The sequence below is a fragment of the Streptomyces sp. SN-593 genome, assembly GCF_016756395.1.
Taxonomy (GTDB): domain Bacteria; phylum Actinomycetota; class Actinomycetes; order Streptomycetales; family Streptomycetaceae; genus Actinacidiphila; species Actinacidiphila reveromycinica.
Window position 1 is genome coordinate 3,613,505 of sequence record NZ_AP018365.1, and the last position, 18,251, is coordinate 3,631,755.

Genomic DNA, 18,251 nt, shown 5'->3' on the forward strand with positions numbered 1-18,251 from the left:
CAGCGCGCTGGGAGCAGCGCCTCACCACATGCGGCGGTCGGGTTGCCGGTTACCGCGCATTAAGGCGTCATTGGGTTGTTCGTCCCAGCACACCCCTGTGCCTCTTCCTCCCTCCTCCGACACCAGCGACAGAGCCGATGCTTCCAACGGTAAGGGCGATGACTTGAACTGTCCCATGGTTCCCTGAACTGCAGCAGACGCGAAACGGCGGCCCGCGGCTTCCTGCAACCTCACGCCCGCCTCCATGAAGCGAGTGCTACTCATGATCGGGTCCAAGGCGTGCCTCGACTGCAACACCGTCACCGCCGTTGAGACGCTCTCCGAAGCGACGCGGAATGCGCGTGGACTACCTGCGACAGGTCGCCGAGCGTGCACCGGACCACGTCTGCTCCACGACTTCGGGACCCTGCAGGTCGTGTTGGCCATTCTCCTCAAGGACGGCCAAGACATCACCGTCGGCTCCCTCTTCGCCTTCGCGCAGGTCTCCCTGCTGTCGGCACGACGACGCATGCCGGCCGTGCGGGCGCGCTCGACGGCGTCGATGATCACAGCCTCTGGGCGGAGGTTGGCCAGGGCGCGCCGCATCAGGTCGGTGGGGTCGATGCCGAGGATCGTGCCGATCGTCTGGTTCCAGTCCTCCTGGGTGGCGCGGCCGACTTCGAGGTCGGCGTAGACCCGGACGCCTTCGGGGTGGTCGTTGAGGGCGGCGAAGTACGCGCCCGGAACGAGCCCTTCGGACTTCTCGAAGGCTTGTCCGTTGAGCCTCATCCGGGTGGTGAGGACACCGCCGAAGTCGAGGATCAGTCCGCGGTAGGACACGGCGGCTCCTTGAGTGATGGGCGCGATCGGGGGACAGCGGGAAATGCCGTTTCAGAGGGCCGTCACCCAATGGGCGATCTGCTCGGCGTCACGAAGATCCGACACGACGCGTGATGCTCCGGCCGCCCGCAGGTCTTCGGCGGAGAACCGGCCGGAGGCGACAGCGATGAGAGGCACACCGACTTCAAGGGCCGCCGAGACGTCGGCGGGAGTATCGCCGACGACGACCGCATCTTGCGGCGTCAGCTCCCAGTCGAGGTGCTCCGTCGCTCGCCGGAGTGCGACGCGGACGAGGTCCGGTCGTTCGTCGGCGTCTTCGCCGTAGGCGCCACACTCCCACACGATGTGGCGATCCAGTCCGAACACGTTGAGCTTGATCTTGGCGACGGCTCGGACGTTTCCGCTGACGACGGTCTGGGTCACGTCGGGGGTTCGGGAGAGGCGGTCGAGTGCGGCTGCCGCACCGGCGAGGCCGTGGCCACGAGCGCGCAGTTCCTCCGAGCTTTCCACGTGTGCAGCGGTGAGCGCCTCGGCGAATTCCTCGAAGTCATCCCGCGTGGTGGTCAGCCCGTGCAGCTTGGAGGTCTCCCGGAAGATCACGGCTTCCGTGATTCCATCGATGGTCGCCTGTTCCCTCATGGGCATGCCGGTGGTGCGCTCGAACGCCCGCGCGGCAAGCTCCCGCCCCACGCCGCCGGTGTCGATCAGGGTGTGGTCGACATCCCAGAGCACGACCCGGCGAACTGCCATGGAGGGCACCTTCCTTGAAGTGGCTGCGATCTACGGTCAGCCTGCCACAGGGTCGGAGGAACCCGCACAATACCGGTCACCATGCGGCTACGCTCGGTCCATCAGAGCGTAGGGGGCACCCTTGGACCCGGACTTTCTCGTCGGGAAACGCATCCGCGACCACCGCCAGCAGCGGGGCCGTTCCCAGGCGGTCGTTGCCGGATTGTGCGGCATCACCGAGGACTATCTCTCGCGCATCGAGCGCGGGGTCAAGACGCCGACGCTGCATGTCCTGATCAAGATCTCACGTGAGTTGCGGGTGCCCGTGGCCGTCCTCGTCGGCGACACGTCACCAGCCGAACCCCCGCCGTCGTCCACGCCTCCCATGGCGAAGGAGGTCACCCAAGCGCTTCTCGTCGGTTCAACCGTGACGGCCAGCGCGCCGGCCCCGGCAGCGCTCCGTGAGCGAGTCAACGCTGCCTGGTCGATCTGGCAGAGGAGCCCGCAACGCTTCACCGAAGCGGCCGTCGTACTCCCGAGCCTGATCGCCGACACCGAAGCGGCCTTGCACACCTCGTACACCGAGGCCGAGTGCGGCGCGTTGCGCGAAGCGCAACGGTGCGCTGCCGATCTGTACTTCCTCCTGCGCTCCTACTGCCGACGGGCAGGACGAACCGACCTCTCCCTCCTTGTTGCCGACCGCGGCAGGAAAGCGGCCGAGGCGGCCGACGACCCGATTCGTATCGCCGCGGCCACGTGGAACCTGGGGCACATCCTGCTCGGTACCGACGAACCCGAAGAGGCAGCCGACGTCGTTTTGCGCGGGCTGGACCGACTGGGTGAACCCCGGACCGTGGAGGCGACGGCTATGGCAGGCGCCCTTGAACGGGTCTGTCAAACGAGCGGCCCTGTCTCACTTTCGGTGGTGACGGAGGGTGATGTTATCCAAGGAGGATGCGGTGGCGTAGGAGGGTGAAGGCTGCTCGTCCGTGCATTTGGCGCGCGATGCGCTTGGTCTTGGTGTTGACGCCTTCGGTGGGGCCGTTGCTGTACGGAAGTGTGAGCGCGGCGTTCACGGCGTCGTGGTCTCGGTCCAAGCTCCGGGCGAAGTCGTGCAAATGGGGTAGATCGGCTGAGTGAACCTCGACGGTCCAGCGCGAGAGCTCGTCAGCATTTCTTGCGCAAGGCGTCAGGAGTGCGGCGAAGTCCCGGACGCTGGCGGATAGTTGGGTCATCTCGGGGCAGGCGGCGGTGAGCCGTCCCCGAAGATCGTGATGTTCGGCCTTGAGGTTGTCGGGCCTGGTGGGGATCATCCGGGCGAGCCGGCGGGCGGAGATGTGGCTGCGGTCGGCATCCGCGCGGCCCTGATTGATGTACTTGTGCGGGAGGTTCAGGCAGCCGGTGAAACCGAGGGCCTTGATCTCCTCGAACAGGTGCTGGACGGGGACGGCCGGGTCCTCGGCCCGGCGTTTGCGCAGGTGCTCGCGGTAGGGGTCGACGAGACTGGCGCGGTATTTGGGGACGCGGAGCATCCGCTCGGGCCGGTCGGCCCGCGCGTAGCGTTTGACGGTGTTCAGGGCCAGTTGCAGTCGGCGTGCGCATTCGAGCAGGCCCACGCCCTTCTCGAGCAGGCTGTGGACCTGGTGCCAGCGTTCGAGGGTGCTCTGCGCGCGGGGCCCGTCGTAGAGGGGCGCGTCCAGCACAGCGGCCCAGCAGGTGCTGTGTGCTTTCACCTCGCTCAGGGCGGCTTCGCACAGGTTGTGCCACAGGTGCCACCGGTCGGCGACCTGGACTGCGTCGGGCAGGGCGCGGCGGATGGCCTCGGCGTAGGTCGCGGAGCCGTCTGGGCACACGATCTCGATGCCCGGATGCTCGCGCAGCCAGGCTTCCAGCGTGTCGGCGGTGCGGTCGGGCAGTACCTCGATCCGTTCATGGGTCTCGGCGTCGATCACCACGGTGGCGTAGCGGCGCCGCCGGCGCAGGGCGAAGTCGTCGACGCCGACCACGCGGGGCACCCGCCCGGTGGGCAACGGGATGCGCAACAGGGTACGCAGGGCCGTGTGACGAGACAGGCCCACCGCGAGTATCGCCACCAGACGGGACCCAGCCCGGCCCGCTAACTCCTTGACCACGGCCTTGACCTGCCTGGCCAGACGCGCCGTGCGGCGCTGGTATCGCTCCAGCACCCCGGGCATCTGCTCGCGGAAGGTCTGCCGGCAGCCGAGCGTGGGACACACCAGACGCCGCACCCGCACACGGACCACCACTCGGCGACCGTCGACCGGCACGTCAGCGACGGTCCGCCAGTAGTAGCCGTGCACCCGCCCCGTCAACGCCCCCCACACCGGACAGACCACAGCCTCCTGCGGAGTCCGCGCCCTCATCACGATCCGCTCACCCTCGTCGGCCACATCCTCGACCACCAGCGGCAACAGACCCGAAAACACCACCCGCACAAGCTCGTTGACGTCCTCCACACCTAAGGGCCGTCCCGTAAATGATCTTCGAGTCGTTTCGGGTAGGGCGGGCTGACGTACGGCTCGCTGGCCTAGCCGGCGAGGGCGAGGTTGTGCATCCGGGCGATGCCGAGCATGGCGTGGTGGACGCCGTCGCCTTTGAGGCGGCAGTCGCGGAGGATTTTCCAGGTCTTCATGCGAGCGAAGACGTGCTCGACGCGGGCGCGGACCTGCTTGTGGGACGTGTTGTGCGCCTGCTTCCACTCGGGCAGGTCTTCGCCGTTGCGTCGGCGGTGGGGCATGACGAGTCCGGTGCCCGGGTAGCCGCCGTCGGAGATCGTCAGCGTGTTGCCGACAGCGGCTTTGGCACCGGACTCCTCCCATGCCTTGCAGTCGTTGCGGTTTCCGGCGAGCGGCCGGCCGACCACGACGACCAGGCGGGTGTCGGCGTCGATGACGACCTGATGGTTGGTGGAGTACCGGTAGTTCTTCGACGGCTCGGCCAACGTGTGGTCGCGGGTGGGGACCAGGGTGCCGTCCACGATGAGCACGGCGTCCTTCGCGAACCGCTTGCGGGGCTGGAGCGCGAGCATCGGCCCGAGGTGATCGATGATCCGGTCCGCCGCAGACTTCGACACCCCGAACAGCGGGGCGAGCTGTCGCATCGTCAGGTTCGTGCGCCAGTACGCCGCGACCAGCAGAGCCCGGTCCTCCAGCGGAAGGCCCCACGGCCTGCCTTTGCGGACCGCGTCCGCACCCTCGCGCCGCAACACTGTCACCAGCTTCCCGAAGGCGCGCGGGCTCAGCCCGGTGAACGGGGCTATCCAGGACGGCTCCGACGCCGTGAGCACACCAGCCACACCAAGATCATCCCACCCGCGGACGGCAGTTACGGGACAACCCTTAGATGAGTTGTTCCGATGTGGGTTGTTCAGTGGTCGTAGGCGATCAGTGAGCGGGTGATGGGTTGGCCGGTGGTGCGGTTGTGCCAGATTGCGCAGGTCATTGCGAGGATCCGCTGGCTGACCCGGGTAGCGACGCCCTCGATGGTGCGGCCGCCGTGCTGTTCGAGGCCGAGTTGGCCCTTGAGGGTGTCGTTGACCGATTCGATCAGTTGCCGGATCGGTTTGAGCAGGGCTTGTCCGGGTCGGGGCTGGTGGTTGCGGTAGGAGGGCCGCAGGAGGGTGATGCCGTACTGGTCCAGGAAGCGGTCCAGTTCGGCGAAGACGTAGCCCTTGTCGGCGAGGATCATCAGGCCGGGCCGGTCGTGGGCCAGCTCGGGTTCGGTCTCGATCAGTGCGGCCAGGACCTCTCGCTCGTCGACTTTCGGGGTGGCCAGGGCCCAGGTGATGGGCAGTCCGGCGGGTGTGCAGACCAGGTGCAGGCGCAGTCCCCAAAACCAAGCGGGGGTTGCGTCCTTGGAAGTGGTGTAGCGGGTGGGACCCGATCCGGGGGTTTGTCCCGGCGTCCGGGTTGGTGCCTGCATAGAAAGACGGCCACCGGCTGATCTTCGAAGTGACTAAGCCTCGAAGGAGATCAGCACGATGACCGCACCAAACAGTCTGCCCCTGCACGCCCTCACCGAGGACAACCTCGCCGCGGCGAGTCCCGACCTGCTGCGCGCGATGGTCAAGACGTTCACCGACGCGCTCATGTCGGCGGAGGCCGACGCGATGTGCAACGCCGAATACGGGCAGGTCAGCGACGAACGCGTCAACCACCGCAACGGCTACCGCCCGCGCGAGTGGGACACCCGCGCCGGCACGGTAGAACTCGCAATCCCCAAGCTGAGGTCAGGCAGTTACTTCCCGACCTGGCTGCTGGAACGCCGCCGCCGGGCCGAACAGGCCCTCATCTCGGTCGTCGCGACCGCCTACCTCCTGGGCGTCTCTACCCGTCGCGTGGAGAAACTCGCGCAGTCCCTCGGCGTCACCCAACTGTCGAAGTCACAGGTGAGCGCGATGGCCAAGCACCTGGACGAGCAAGTCACCGCGTTCCGGAACCGACCTTTGGACGCCGGCCCGTACGCGTTCGTCCGGGTCGACGCCCTCACACAGAAGGTCCGCGAAGAAGGCCGGATCATCAACATCCACGCGCTGGTGGCGGTCGGAGTCAACGCCGACGGTCACCGCGAGATCCTCGGCCTGGACGTGGCCACCGCCGAGGACGGCGCCGGCTGGCTGGCGTTCCTGCGATCTCTGACCGCCCGCGGTCTTTCCGGTGTCCAGCTCGTCGTCTCCGACGCCCACACCGGCCTCGTGGCCGCGATCGGCACGGTTCTGCCCGGCGCGTCCTGGCAGCGGTGCCGCACCCACTACGCCAGGAATCTGCTGAGCCAGGTCCCGAAATCTGCCCAGCCCTGGGTGGCGACTTTGCTGCGAACCGTCTTCGAGCAGCCCGACACCGACGCCGTCCAGGCCCAGATGCGACACGTCCTGGACGCCCTGGAGACCAAGTTCCCCAAGGCCGCCGAGCACCTCGACACAGCCCAGGCCGATCTGCTGGCGTTCACCGCGTTCCCCCGTGAGATCTGGCGGCAGATCTGGTCCAACAACCCCCAAGAACGCCTGAACAAGGAGATCCGCCGCCGCACCGACGTCGTCGGGATCTTCCCCGACCGCACCGCCGTCATCCGCCTGATCGGCGCAGTCCTGGCCGAGCAGAACGACGAATGGACCGAAGCCCGCCGCTACATGAGCCGCGACCTGCTCGCCAAAACCCGCCCCACCCCGAACGAGTCACAAACCGACAAGATGGACCTGCCGACCGCACTCACCTCCTAATGATGTTGTCAAGCCGTATCGGTGACGGGGAGGCTGGCTTGGTAGCACTGTCCGTCACGGATGAGAGCCCACAGGACATTTACGCGCCGACGGGCCAGAGCGAGAACTGCCTGGGTATGCCTCTTGCCTTCAGCCCGCTTGCGTTCGTAGAAACGGCGCGAGTCGTCGCAGCTGCGGATGCTGATGAGCGCGGAGGTGTAGAAGACACGTTGCAGGCCGCGGTGGTAGCGCCTGGGCCGGTGCAGGTTACCGCTGATGTTGCCCGAGTCCCGGGGGACCGGAGCGACTCCGGCGAGGCTGGCCAGGCGGTCGGCGGTGCCGTAGCGGCTCATGTCGCCAGCGGTGACCGCGAGGAACTCGGCGCCCAACAGCGGGCCGATGCCAGGCATGCTGGAGATCACTTCGGCGAGTTCGTGGTCGCGAAACCGGGCTGCAATGATCTTGTCGATCTCGCTGATCTGCTCGTTGAGGCTCATCACCTCCTTGGCCAGGGTGTGGATCACCTGGGCGATGATCTTCTGGCCGGGGACGGCGGTGTGCTGGCGTTCGGCTGCTTCCAAGGCGGCCTCGGCGAGGGCCTCGGGACTGCGCACGCTGCGGTTGCGCAGCCAGGTCGCCAGCCGCTTTGCGCCGGTCCGGCGAAGGGCGGCGGGGGTCTGGTAGCCGGCCAGAAGGATCAGTGGTCCGAGATTGGTCAGGTCAAGGACCCGTTCCAAGGCAGGGAAGATGCTCGTGAGTTGACCGCGCAGGCGGTTGATCCTGCGGGTGCGGTCCGCGTTCAGGTCTGCCCGGCGGCTGGTAAGGACCCGCAGCTCGACGGCTTGTGCGTCGTCCGACCGCAGAACTGTCAGGTCGCGACGCATCCGGGCCTGATCAGCGATGACGGTGGCGTCCTTGGCGTCGGCCTTGCCCATGCCCCGGTAGCCGGCCGAGGCCCGATTGACGGCCAGGCCGGGTATGTAGACGAGGTGCTGGCCGTGGTTGAGCAGCACGCTGATCCACAGGGCGCCCATGCCATCAGCGACGTCGACCGCCCAGACCACATCCTCATCAAGGGCAAGTACGTCGGTGAGCAGGGCCAGCAGCTCTGGCTCGTCGTTCAGGACGCGCCGCGACAGCAGTCGTTCGCCCTCCGCGTTCAGAACCACGCAATGGTGATGGGTCTTTCCGATGTCCGTACCTGCCCAAATCTGGGCCACCCGTTCCTCCAGTCGTTCGATGTGCTGTTCTCCCGGACGACCTCGCCGGCGCGGTCCTACTCAGCGATCCGCTCGGAGGCGTTCGCAGCTCCTAATCAGCGGCCGAGTCGTCGTGAGACACCGGGCGGCCAGGTGAGTGGAACCATCGAGGGCAACCGCATAGAAGCCATGCCCGGTGTCTCTGGGCCTCTGGACCTTACGATGGCCCGTCCAACCCACGAAAAAGGTAGGACCGCATAACCTCAGAACAAGATCACCGAGTGGCCGTCGATACACCACTCCCACGGACGTGACCCCAGCGGGAGTGGGAGGCGCAGTAGCCGTAGCCGGCCCATCCGGCCAGGGCGGAGCGGCGGGCGGTGTCGCGGGAGCGGCCGCACTCCACGGGGGTGGAGTCGGTGATCCATACCGGGTCGGGCCACAGGTCGCTGTGCTGGGCCAGGGTGCGGATTGCCTGCTGTATGTGTGGTCGGGCTGCGCGGAGGCGTTTGTTGTAGGCCGGGCGTTGGGGCAGGCCGGGGAACATCGGCCGCAGGTGGGCGTGGGCGAAGCGGATCCAACGGGCCTCGGAGTGGAAGCCGAGCAGCACCTGGGCAACGGCCAGGCACACGAGTTCCGCGTCGGACAGGCGTGGAGGACGGCCCAGCCGCCGAGTTTTCGGCAGATGATCATCGACCAGCACGTACAGTGCCGTCAGAAGGGTGTTCAGTTTTTCGGTCGTCACAACCCGATGCTGAACACCCTTCCTGCTGCCCGGGGCCGAAACCGCGAATCCCGAGACATCGGAACTACTCGTCTAGGTCAACGACCCTCACGACTCTCCGTCACCACCGAAAGTGAGACAGGGCCAGACCGTACAGACCCCACCGAGTGGCCGTCGATACACCACTCCAGCGGACGTGACCGCATGGGGTTCCGGCAGGGGGAATGCCTCGGTCTCCGGTGGGCGTATGTCGATCTCGAAGCCGAGTTGTTCCACCCGCAGTGGCAACTCCAGCGGCCTACGTGGCGACACGGCTGCGACGACCCGCATGCGTGCGGCGAGCGGCTGCACCGGTTCCACGTCTGCCCGCCCGAGTGCACCACCCACAAGGGATACAAGCGCGGATGCCCGAAGCCCTGCCCTCCGACATGCACAAGGCACGCGAGCGCGTGCCCGGAACGAAAGGGTGGTGGCCTGGTGTTCACGCGGCCGAAGACAAAGAAGAGCCGCAACGCCGTGCCGATCCCGTCGCCGTTTATCCCGCACCTGCGCCAGCACAAGGCACAACAGGAGGAGACGAGGGCCGCGGCCGGCGAAGCCTGGCAAGAGCACGACGCCGTGTTCACCCGGCCCGACGGCCGGCCGCTCGATCCGCGCCAGGACTACGAGGAGTTCCAGGATCTTCTGACCGAAGCGGGCATCGACGCCCGTCGCCTCTACGACGGCAGCAGGCACACGGCCGGCACGATCCTGAACGAGCTGGGGGTCGACATCGTGACGATCATGGAGATCCTGCGGCACACGCAGATCAGCCAGACGCGCCGCTACGTCAAGGGGCGGTCGCACCTCAGCAAGGCAGCCATGCACCGGATGGGCGACATGTTCCTGCCCCAACCCGGGCCCACGAATGAGACCAGAACTGAGACCGCCGACACCCGCGCGGACCGGGCCCGCCGTCGCCGTCGCATCCGCTGAACGAGAAAACCCCAGCTCAGACACGGTCTGAGCTGGGGTTTCGTGGAGCCGCCTTCGGGATTCGAACCCGAGACCTACGCATTACGAGTGCGTTGCTCTGGCCAACTGAGCTAAGGCGGCTTGCTGCGGGTGGTGCACCGCTGCGGACAAGGGTGTCAGCAGCAGCGGGGCAAAGTCTACAGGGTTCCGGAGGGTGCTCGGGACCGCGGCGGGATCATGGGGAGGGGCTGGTGGGGGGCCGTGGGCGGGGCCGTGGGGGGCCGCCGGGGAGCAGCGGGAGGGGGGTCAGGAGCACACCTTGCCGGCGGGCGGGACCGTGCCGGCCAGCAGGTACGCGTTGACGGCGGAGTCGACGCAGGAGGACCCGAGGGCGTAGGCGGTGTGGCCGTCGCCGTCGTAGGTGAGGAGGTGGCCGGAGCTGAGCTGGGAGGCCAGGGACCTGGCCCAGGCGTACGGGGTCGCCGGGTCCCGGGTGGTGCCGACCACCAGGATCGGGCCGGCGCCCTTCGCGGTGATCCTGGCGGCGTGGCCGGTCGGGGCGACCGGCCAGTAGGCACAGCCGAGGGAGGACCAGGCCAGCGTGGTGCCGAAGAGCGGGGACGCCTTGCGGAAGGAGGGCAGGGCCTTCTCCACGGCGGCCGGGGACGTGAACGCCGGGGGGAGGTCGAGGCAGTTGACCGCGGCGTTGGCGTACATGAGGTTGCTGTACTTGCCGGTGTCGTCGCGCTCGTAGTAGCTGTCGGAGAGCTTGAGGAGGGCGTCGCCCTGCCCCTTCGTGGCGTCGGTGAGGGCGCTGCGCAGGCTCGGCCAGGCGGACTGGTCGTACATCGCGGAGATCACGCCGGTGGTGCCGAGGGCCTCGGTCAGCGGGCGGGCGGCGTCGCCGGTCGGGAGGGGGTGGGCGTCGAGCGACGTGAAGAGCGCGGTGAGGCGCTTGCCGGCGTCGGCGACGGAGGTGGTGCCGAGGGGGCAGCCGGAGCGGGCGACGCAGTCCTTGGCGAAGGCGTCGAAGGCCACCTGGAAGCCGCCCGCCTGGGTGCGGCTGCTCTCCTCGGCACTGATCGAGGGGTCCATCGCGCCGTCGAGCACCATGTGGCCGACGTTCTTCGGGAACAGGCCGGCGTAGGTGGCGCCAAGGAAGGTGCCGTACGACTTGCCGACGTAGTTGAGCTTCGGGTCGCCGAGGACGGCGCGCAGGACGTCCATGTCGCGGGCGGAGTCGACGGTGGAGACGTGGCCGAGCAGCTTGCCGGAACGGCGCTCGCAGCTCTTGTCGAAGTTCCGGTCGGCGGTGGAGAGGGCCTTGATCTCTGCGCTGTCGTCGGGGGTGGTGTCGACGGAACTGAAGGCGTCCATCTGCTTGTCGGTCAGGCACTCCACGGGTGCGCTGCGCGCGACGCCGCGCGGATCGACGGCGGCCATGTCGTAGCGCGAGGTGACCGCGGAGGGGTACCCGAGGGCCGCGTACTGGAGGTAGTCGATCGCGGAGCCGCCGGGGCCGCCGGGGTTCACCAGCAGGGAGCCGAGCTTCTTGTCCTTGCCGGTGGCCTTCTTGCGGGCGACGGCGAGCTTGAGGTCGTCGGCGGCCACGGGGTGGGCGTAGTCCAGCGGGACCTTCATCGTGCCGCAGTCGAAGCCCGCCACCCCGCAGCTGTGCCAGCCGATCTTCTGCCGGTAGTACGACGTCAGGTCCGCGGGCACCGACGACGACCCCGCGGACGGCGCGGACGAGCCGGCCGCCGTGGAGGACGATCCGGAAGTTCCGGAGGCTCCCGGCGAGACCGCGGCCGCCTTGTGTCCGCCCCCTCCCGAGCAGGCGGACAGCAGCAGTCCGGTCACCGCGATCACGGTCGCGGGCATGCGGAGCAGGCGCTTGGGGTGCTTGGCGGCTGGCATCGGCGGCTCGGGTCCTCCCGTTGGGTGGTGCGAGCGTATCCGGCGCGGGGTGCCGAAGTTCACCAACCCTGTCACCTTTTGAGTGATTCGGGGTTTTACGGGCGGTGACGAGGTGTGACGAGGAAGGGGGTGGGCATGAACGCTGTGTGAGGGGCGGGGTGCGGAGGTCCGCAGCGGGGTCGGCGAGGTAGGCGGGGTGGGCCGGGCCGCGGAGGTGGGTGCGCGGAGCAGGGAGCGGGCGCCCAGGTGGGAGCGGGCGCGGATGCGGAGGCCCGTGCGGCGGGTGGTCAGGGTGCGGTGGGGGCGGTCGGGTTGCGGCGGGGGGCGGTCGGGTGGCGGGTCAGTGGGCGGCGGGTGAGGGTGCGGAGGCGGTGCGCGGAGAGGTGCGGTGCGCGGGTGCGGAGGCGGGTTCGGGGGTGGCTTTGCCGGTGGGTTCGGGAGCCGGCCGGGAGGCCGGTGCGGGGTCGGAGTGGGGTGTGCCGGTGGACGGGTGGGCCGCCGTGCCGCCCCGGGTACCGGGAGCCGGGGCCGGTCTGCTGGTGGAAGGCGGCGTGGCGCCGGGTTTCCGGGCGGCGGGTTTCCGGGCGACGGGCTGGTGGGCGGCCGGCTCGTGGGCGGCGGGCGGCTTGGTGGCCGGCGCGCTGACCGCGGGTGTCCGGGAAGCGGGCTTCCCGGCGGGTGGCGTCGTGGCCGGGGTGCCGCCGGGCGTGACGGTGGCGGACGCGGTGGGGGTGGCGCCCGGTGCGAACGGCGACCCGGGCGTCGGGGTGAGGTGCGCCGTCGGGGTACGGGCCGGCCCGTCCAGCTTCTCCGTGAGGTACGCGGCGACCTGCGCCGCCAGGTCCTGCGGCCGCCGTCCTCCGTCGAAGACCCTGACCTGGTCGCCCCTCGCCCGCAGCGAGGTCCGCAGCCGGACGGCGGAGGCGCGCTGCCGGGTCTCCGCGGTGGAGGCGGCGAGCAGCAGTGGCGGGTAGCTCCCGGTCGGGCGGGCGATGGCCGGGTAGTCGCCGGAGACGCCGGCGGCGGCCGCGTAGCGGTCCGGGTGGGACAGCGCCTCGCGGACGGCGCAGGGCGCCTGTGCGCCGAACCCGATCACGCCGTGCGCGGTGCGGGCGGTCAGGGTGCGGTAGCGGGCGGCCACCTCGGCGAGCAGGGCCGCCGGGTCGGTGGGACAGCGGGGAGGAGCGACGAGCAGGAAGGAGTTGGCACGGCCGCGGTTCGCCTGGCCGTCGAACGCGGAGTACAGGTCCGATCCGGCGGAGGAGCCGGCCGAGGAGGTGTGGACGATGACCACGGGATAGGCGATGTCGGCCGCGGACGGCGTCGTGTAGCGGCGGGGCAGCCACACCCGGGTGCCGTCGCGCAGTTCCTCCAGGGTGCCGCCCGCGGGGTGGCCGAGGACCCGCGGTTCCGGCGGTGGCGGTACGGCTTCCGGTGTGCCGGTGGGCGACGGCGGCACGACCGCGGGCCGGGGTGCGCGGGCGGCCACGGCGCGGGTGCGGACCGGCGCGGCCCCGACGTCGTGCAGGAGCGGTACGGCGACGGTCGCGGCGAGCAGTGCGGTGGCGCCCGAGGCACCCGCGCGCAGCAGGGTGCCCCGGTGGTCGACGGGAAGCTCATACACCAGGCCGGCGCGCTGGCCGTACCAGTGCCGCAGGGCCCGCACGGCGAGCAGCGCGGTCGCGCCGAGCGCCAGCAGAAGGAGGAGGACGAGTACGGCGTCGGCCACGGCGGGGCCCTTCCGGGACGGCAGCGGCCCCACGGGGACACGGCAAGCGGCGGGGACGCTGCCTGCACCTTGCCTCCGCGGGCGCCCGGCCGGCGGGACCCGGGTGCGCTCGGGCGCCGTGATCACCCGAAGGCAGGACAGCCGGACGGGTGCGCGGGCGGGTGACGGGTGAACGTGACGGGTTGACGGCGGCAAGCGGCTCGCGGCTCCGGCCGGACAGCGCGCCGACGTCGGCGGTCCGCCCGGGCGCCGGCCTGCCGGGTGCGGAAGTGGCCGAGCGTCGGCCTGCCGGGTGCAGGGGCAGTGAGTGCCCGGACGGCACCCGAGCCACCCGGACGCCAGGGGCGGCGGTGGGCGGGACCACCGGCGCACCCGGGTGCCGCGCCGGCCTATGTCCGAACGGCACCCAAGTCACCCGGACGCCCCGGCAAGCGGGGCAACCAGCGCACCCGCGCGCCCCGGCCAACCGGCAAGCAGGGCCACCAGCACACCCGCGCACCCCGGGGCGGGTCAACCGGCGCGCAGCGCCAGGGTCATGGCCTCGACGGCGAGCAGGGGCGCCACATTGCGGTCGAGGGCATCGCGGCAGGCGAGCACCGCGTCGATGCGCCGCAGGCTCTGCTCGGGCCGGGAGGAGGAGGCGATCCGCTCGATGCCGTCGAGCACCTCGATGTTGGCGACGCGGTCCGGGGAGGCGCCGAGTTGGAGGTTGAGGACGTCGCGGTAGAAACCGGCGAGGTCGGTGAGCGCGAGGTCGAGGGTGTCGCGCTGGGTGCGGGTGGCGCGGCGCTTCTGGCGGTCGGCGAGGTCCTTCATCACGCCGGCGGTGCCCCGGGGCATCCGCCCGCCGCTGCCGGAGGCGGCGCCGAGGGCCGCGCGCAGTTCCTCGGTCTCCTTGGCGTCGACCTCCTCCGCGACGGCCTTGGCGTCCTCGCCCGCGGCGTCCACGAGTTCCTGGGCGGCGCGCAGGCAGCCGCCGATGTCGGCGACGCGCAGCGGCAGGCGCAGGACGCCGGCCCGGCGGGCGCGGGCGCCCTCGTCGGTGGCCAGCCGGCGCGCCCGGCCGATGTGCCCCTGGGTGGAGCGGGAGACGCGGGCGGCGAGGTCCGGGTCGATGCCGTCCCTGCGGGTGAGGACCTCGGCGACCGCCTCCGGGGAGGGGGTGCGCAGCGTCAGCAGCCGGCAGCGGGAGCGGATGGTGGGCAGCGCGTCCTCGACGGAGGGCGCGCACAGCAGCCACACCGTACGGGGGGCCGGCTCCTCGATCGCCTTGAGCAGCACGTTCGCGGCGCCCTCGGTGAGGCGGTCGGCGTCCTCCAGGACGATCACCTGCCACCGTCCGCCGGCCGGGGAGAGCGAGGCGCGGCGGACCAGGTCGCGGGTGTCCTTCACGCCGATGGTGAGCAGGTCGGTACGGACGGTCTCCACGTCGGCGTGGGTGCCGATCAGGGCGGTGTGGCAGCCGTCGCAGAAGCCGCAGCCGGGGGGCGCGCCGAGCTTGCGGTCGGGGCTGACGCACTGGAGTGCCGCGGCGAACGCCTTCGCGGCGGTGGCGCGGCCGGACCCGGGCGGCCCGGTGAACAGCCAGGCGTGCGTCATCCGGGAGGCGTTGGCCGCGGGGCCGGGCTGCCACCCCTCGCCGTGGTCGGCGGTCACGAGCGCGTCCGCGGCCTGGGCGGCCGACGCCAGTTCGGCCACCACGGCGGGCTGGCCCACCACGTCGTCCCAGACGGCCATCGCGACCGCACCTCGCCTCACGTCCGGCATCCGCCCGTACGGCGTCTGCGCGTGTCCTGGTCCCCGGATACGTCCGGGCACCGCCGGGGTGCCCGGAGGTATCCGGGTGCCTCCGGGGTACCCCTGCCGCGGGCGGCGACCGTACGGCGGTGCCGACCGCTCCCCCATTCTGCGGGACGCCCCGGACAGTCCGGCCGCACGGCAGGGCGTACGGCGGTCTCCGGGCCCATGACAGGCAGCTCCGCCCGCGTCCCTGGACATCCCCGGGGCACCTCCGCCCCGTCCGGGCACATCGCCCGCGTCCCCCCGCTTCCCCGGGGCACCCCCGATTCCCCCCGCGTCCCCCGGGCACCTCCGCCCGGTCGCCCAGCCCCGCCTCACCCGCCCCGCTCCCGCCCCACCCCCACGAAACCGCCGAGCGCCCTCCTCACAGGGTGAGCCGCTGGACTCCCCCGGCCAGCGCCCGCTGCTCGGGCGCGTCCGCACCCGTCCAGCACGACCCGCGGCGCCCCAGCAGCCGCCGCAACCACAGCTCGGTCGCCACGATCTCGCCGAGCCCTTCGAGCGCGAGGACCCGCGCGCCGCCCGCCGCGGAGTCCGCCCCCTCGGCGCCGGCCGCCGAGGCCGCCGCCCGGAAGGCCCCGCGCAGCACCCTCGCGTCGACCAGCCCCGCGTCCGCGAGCAGCGGCGCCTCGAACAGGTCGAGCAGCGGGTCCAGTGCCGCGCGCAGCCCGACCCGGACCGCCGAGGACCCGGCGGCCGCCGCCGACCCGCCGCCCCACCCGTGCGGCAGCCCGTGCACCCCCGCGCCCGACAGCGCCACCCGCAGCACCTCCGCCCGCGCCCCGGGCCGCACCCGCAGCGCGCCCGGCAGGGCCTGGCACGCGCGCACCACCTGGTTGTCGAGGAACGGCGCGTGCAGCCGCTGGCTCGGTACGGCCGCGGCCTGCTCCAGCACCCGGTAGTCCGCGGCGTGCCGGGCCAGCGCGGCGCGGGCGCGTCGCTCGCCGGGCCGTTCCAGCGGCCAGGGCCGGCGTGCCGCGTCCTGGAGCCGAACCGATACTTCGGCCAGGGCCTCCCCGGTCAGCCAGCGTGCCGCCGGCCCGGAGCGCACCCAGGCCATCGCGGCCAGCGACGCGGACAGCGCGCCCCCGTCCGGGCCGTCCGGGCCGCCGAGGCCGAAGTCCCGGCGCAGCAGCGCCGTCGCGACGTCCTCGACGCCCTGCCGGTAGGGCGTACGGGCCAGCCGGCGCGCGGAGCGGTAGACGGTGAGCGGGACGGTCACGGAGGTGAGCGAACCGGTGAGGGTGCCGCCGCCGTCCGCCCGGGTCAGCGCGGCGACCGGGCGCAGCAGGTGGCGCCGGCGCCGGTCCATCAGCAGGTCGGCCAGCCGGGCGGGGTGGGCGTCGAGCACCTGCCGGGCGCCGTAGCCGATCAGGTGGTCGGCGCCGCCCGCGGCCAACCGCCGCCGGTGGCGCTCGGCGCTGACCAGCGCGGGGCCGGGCTCGTCGGTGAGCGCGCCGAGCCCGCCGGAGCCCTCGGCCCAGCCGGAGACCAGGTCGGCGTAGGGCAGCGCCTCGGGGCCGCCGGGGACGACGATGTGCCGCAGCCGCGGGTCGGCGCCCATCTCCCGGGCGCGTTCGAGTTCGGCGGCGGTGCCGTGGGCGCCGTGCCGGCCGTCCGCGTCGCCGTGCCCGCCGACCAGGTCGTTGAAGGTGACCGCGAGCAGCCGCTCCCCGGCCAGCGACCCCGGTGCGCCGGGCAGTGTGCCGGGCATGCCGGGCAGTCCGGCCGCGAGCAGCGCCAGCGTGGAGGAGGCGATGCCGCCGGACAGGTCCGCGCCGATGCCGGGGGCCGGGCCGGCCCCGTCCAGCGCGCCGTCGGGCACGAAGCGCGGCTGTGCCAGCCGGACCCGTACCGCGTCGAGCAGCGCGTCGCGCACGCCTTCCACGGCGGCCGCCCCGTCGGCCGCGCTGGCCGGCTGGTGGCCGGCGGCCAACGACGCGGTGGGCTCGTAACCGGTGATCTCGGGTGCGCCGTCGCGAAGGATCAGCGCATGGCCGGGCGGCACCCGCCGCACGCCCAGGTACGGCGTCCCGTCGAGCAGTGCCTCGGGGGCGTCCGGGCAGGCCAGGGTGGCCGCGAGGTGGGTGACGTCGAGGCCGGCCTCGATCAGGTCGGCCAGCGGGAGCGCGGCCGTGGCGTACGCGGTGCCGTCCCGCCAGCGGGTGTGGAAGACCGGCAGCGCGCCGGCGAGGTCGCCCAGCACCGTGATCCGGCGGCCGAGTTGGAGCACCGCGGTGTAGCTGCCGGGCCACGCGGTGACGTGCCGCAGCGCGCCGCCGCGGGCGGCGACCAGGCCGAGCCGCAGTTCCGCGTCGGTGGCCCCGCACCGTCCGAGCACGGCCAGCCGGGCCACGCCGTGCGCGTTGCCGTTGAACCCCGCGCCGTAGGCTCCGTTGACGCCGTGACCGTCGCCGCCGCCGTGGCCGTCGGGGTCCCCGTAGCCGGCGCCGTACGCTCCCGCGCCGTGGGCGGCACCGCCGTAGGGGCCGGATCCGGCCGCGGCGGCGGACCCGTACCCGGGCGGGTATCCGGGCGAACCACTGCCCCAGGAGCGGCCGTTCGCGTTCGCTCCCGGGTCCGCGTGCACCACGCGCACCTCGTCGGGACGCCAGTCCCCCACCGCCCACAGCGGATCGGGGTCGCCCCACAACAACTGCGCGCCGACGGGATGGAGCGCGCGGGACCGCGCACCGGGCAACGGACCCGCGGTGGCACTGCTCCACCCCACCAACCACCGCATCGCCGCCTCCACAGGCTGTGAACAGCCGGCGTGGTCCGGTCGCGCTGCTGCTGCCGCTCACCCCGCCGGGCCGCCACGTCTGACGTCCGAAAGACCATGCTGCCACGTGGAAGCGCGCAAGGAGGCGCACGGGTGCACCAACGCGGGCCGGGTCGCGTCGCGGGCCCGGGGACGAAAACCACCCGAACCGGCGTGCGCGCCGGCCGGCCGCGACCTGGTGGCGAAACGTCTGGTTCGCGCCAAAGTCCACGGCACATGCCGCAGTTGATATGCCCCGGCGGTGCCCGGCACATCGTCCGCGGTGATCGGCGACGGTCACGGAACGTGTCCCGGACCCGTCGGCCGCCCTGGAATCGCCTTTACAGAACCGGCCACGGGGTCAACGGCCCGGGAGGCGTTCGGACGCCGCCCGGGCCGGT

General features: G+C 71.6%; 12 protein-coding genes, 1 tRNA gene and 2 pseudogenes. 3 read left to right on the forward strand and 12 right to left on the reverse strand.

Features of this window, described 5'->3' with window-relative positions; genetic code table 11:
- Nucleotides 1-21 precede the first annotated feature (21 nt).
- Together RVR_RS37580 and RVR_RS14895 are read right to left on the reverse strand one after the other, a co-directional pair.
- A complete protein-coding gene (locus RVR_RS37580) occupies nucleotides 22-819 on the reverse strand; it encodes an HAD family hydrolase (RefSeq protein WP_237404754.1) in 798 nt (265 codons plus the stop codon).
- Between the two features lie 51 nt (nucleotides 820-870).
- The gene (locus RVR_RS14895) at nucleotides 871-1,569 is read right to left on the reverse strand and encodes an HAD family hydrolase (RefSeq protein ID WP_202234314.1); all 699 of its coding nucleotides are present in this window, start codon (nucleotides 1,567-1,569) and stop codon (nucleotides 871-873) included.
- A 121-nt stretch (nucleotides 1,570-1,690) separates the two neighbouring features.
- On the opposite strand from RVR_RS14895, the gene RVR_RS14900 reads away from it, so the two are divergent.
- Nucleotides 1,691-2,524 carry a helix-turn-helix domain-containing protein gene (locus tag RVR_RS14900; RefSeq protein WP_202234315.1) on the forward strand — a complete coding sequence of 278 codons (834 nt, stop codon included), beginning with the start codon at nucleotides 1,691-1,693 and terminating at the stop codon, nucleotides 2,522-2,524.
- Here RVR_RS14900 and RVR_RS14905 read toward each other — a convergent pair.
- The 3 genes from RVR_RS14905 to RVR_RS14915 all read right to left on the reverse strand — a co-directional run bounded on the left by RVR_RS14905 (nucleotide 2,490) and on the right by RVR_RS14915 (nucleotide 5,490).
- Nucleotides 2,490-4,025 (reverse strand): ISL3 family transposase, encoded by a 1,536-nt coding sequence (locus RVR_RS14905; protein WP_430393136.1) that lies wholly within the window; start codon nucleotides 4,023-4,025, stop codon nucleotides 2,490-2,492. The two genes, RVR_RS14900 and RVR_RS14905, sit on opposite strands and share 35 nt — an antisense overlap.
- 71 nt (nucleotides 4,026-4,096) lie before the next feature.
- Nucleotides 4,097-4,864: a transposase gene (locus RVR_RS14910; RefSeq protein WP_202234316.1), complete on the reverse strand. Its 768-nt coding sequence runs from the start codon at nucleotides 4,862-4,864 to the stop codon at nucleotides 4,097-4,099.
- Nucleotides 4,865-4,935: 71 nt separating this feature from the next.
- A complete protein-coding gene (locus RVR_RS14915; RefSeq protein ID WP_237404755.1) occupies nucleotides 4,936-5,490 on the reverse strand; it encodes a transposase in 555 nt (184 codons plus the stop codon).
- 58 nt (nucleotides 5,491-5,548) lie between these two features.
- Here RVR_RS14915 and RVR_RS14920 point away from each other — a divergent pair, with 58 nt between their 5' ends.
- Nucleotides 5,549-6,787, forward strand: a complete 1,239-nt coding sequence (locus tag RVR_RS14920) for an IS256 family transposase (protein WP_202234317.1) — start codon at nucleotides 5,549-5,551, stop codon at nucleotides 6,785-6,787.
- An 8-nt stretch (nucleotides 6,788-6,795) separates the two neighbouring features.
- On the opposite strand, the gene RVR_RS14925 is transcribed toward RVR_RS14920, so the two are convergent.
- Nucleotides 6,796-7,986, reverse strand: coding sequence for an IS110 family RNA-guided transposase (locus RVR_RS14925; protein ID WP_202234318.1), 1,191 nt, complete (start codon nucleotides 7,984-7,986; stop codon nucleotides 6,796-6,798).
- Between the two features lie 292 nt (nucleotides 7,987-8,278).
- A pseudogene (locus RVR_RS14930) lies at nucleotides 8,279-8,710 on the reverse strand (transposase family protein); the annotation flags it as partial.
- Nucleotides 8,711-8,893: 183 nt separating this feature from the next.
- Here RVR_RS14930 and RVR_RS14935 point away from each other — a divergent pair.
- Nucleotides 8,894-9,664 (forward strand): annotated as a pseudogene (locus RVR_RS14935) (tyrosine-type recombinase/integrase); the annotation flags it as partial.
- 43 nt (nucleotides 9,665-9,707) lie between these two features.
- Here RVR_RS14935 and RVR_RS14940 read toward each other — a convergent pair.
- From RVR_RS14940 to RVR_RS14960, 5 genes are all read right to left on the reverse strand, one after another.
- A tRNA-Thr gene (locus RVR_RS14940) sits at nucleotides 9,708-9,784 on the reverse strand.
- 165 nt (nucleotides 9,785-9,949) lie between these two features.
- Nucleotides 9,950-11,560: an alpha/beta hydrolase gene (locus RVR_RS14945; protein ID WP_202234319.1), complete on the reverse strand. Its 1,611-nt coding sequence runs from the start codon at nucleotides 11,558-11,560 to the stop codon at nucleotides 9,950-9,952.
- A gap of 340 nt (nucleotides 11,561-11,900) precedes the next feature.
- Nucleotides 11,901-13,289, reverse strand: a complete 1,389-nt coding sequence (locus RVR_RS14950) for a hypothetical protein (protein ID WP_202234320.1) — start codon at nucleotides 13,287-13,289, stop codon at nucleotides 11,901-11,903.
- 510 nt (nucleotides 13,290-13,799) lie between these two features.
- Nucleotides 13,800-15,026 carry a DNA polymerase III subunit delta' gene (locus tag RVR_RS14955; RefSeq protein WP_202234321.1) on the reverse strand — a complete coding sequence of 409 codons (1,227 nt, stop codon included), beginning with the start codon at nucleotides 15,024-15,026 and terminating at the stop codon, nucleotides 13,800-13,802.
- 427 nt (nucleotides 15,027-15,453) lie between these two features.
- On the reverse strand, nucleotides 15,454-17,832 hold the full coding sequence (locus RVR_RS14960) for an asparagine synthase-related protein (RefSeq protein WP_202234322.1): 2,379 nt from the start codon (nucleotides 17,830-17,832) through the stop codon (nucleotides 15,454-15,456).
- Nucleotides 17,833-18,251: the final 419 nt, after the last annotated feature.

What these genes read in the sequence shown, in the direction of transcription:
- RVR_RS14895 (WP_202234314.1), bottom strand. Translation starts at nt 1,569, where the DNA reads ATGGCAGTTCGCCGGGTCGTGCTCTGGGATGTCGACCACACCCTGATC.
- RVR_RS14915 (WP_237404755.1), bottom strand. Translation starts at nt 5,490, where the DNA reads ATGCAGGCACCAACCCGGACGCCGGGACAAACCCCCGGATCGGGTCCC.
- RVR_RS14920 (WP_202234317.1), top strand. Translation starts at nt 5,549, where the DNA reads ATGACCGCACCAAACAGTCTGCCCCTGCACGCCCTCACCGAGGACAAC.
- RVR_RS14945 (WP_202234319.1), bottom strand. Translation starts at nt 11,560, where the DNA reads ATGCCAGCCGCCAAGCACCCCAAGCGCCTGCTCCGCATGCCCGCGACC.
- RVR_RS14955 (WP_202234321.1), bottom strand. Translation starts at nt 15,026, where the DNA reads ATGGCCGTCTGGGACGACGTGGTGGGCCAGCCCGCCGTGGTGGCCGAA.
- RVR_RS14960 (WP_202234322.1), bottom strand. Translation starts at nt 17,832, where the DNA reads ATGCGGTGGTTGGTGGGGTGGAGCAGTGCCACCGCGGGTCCGTTGCCC.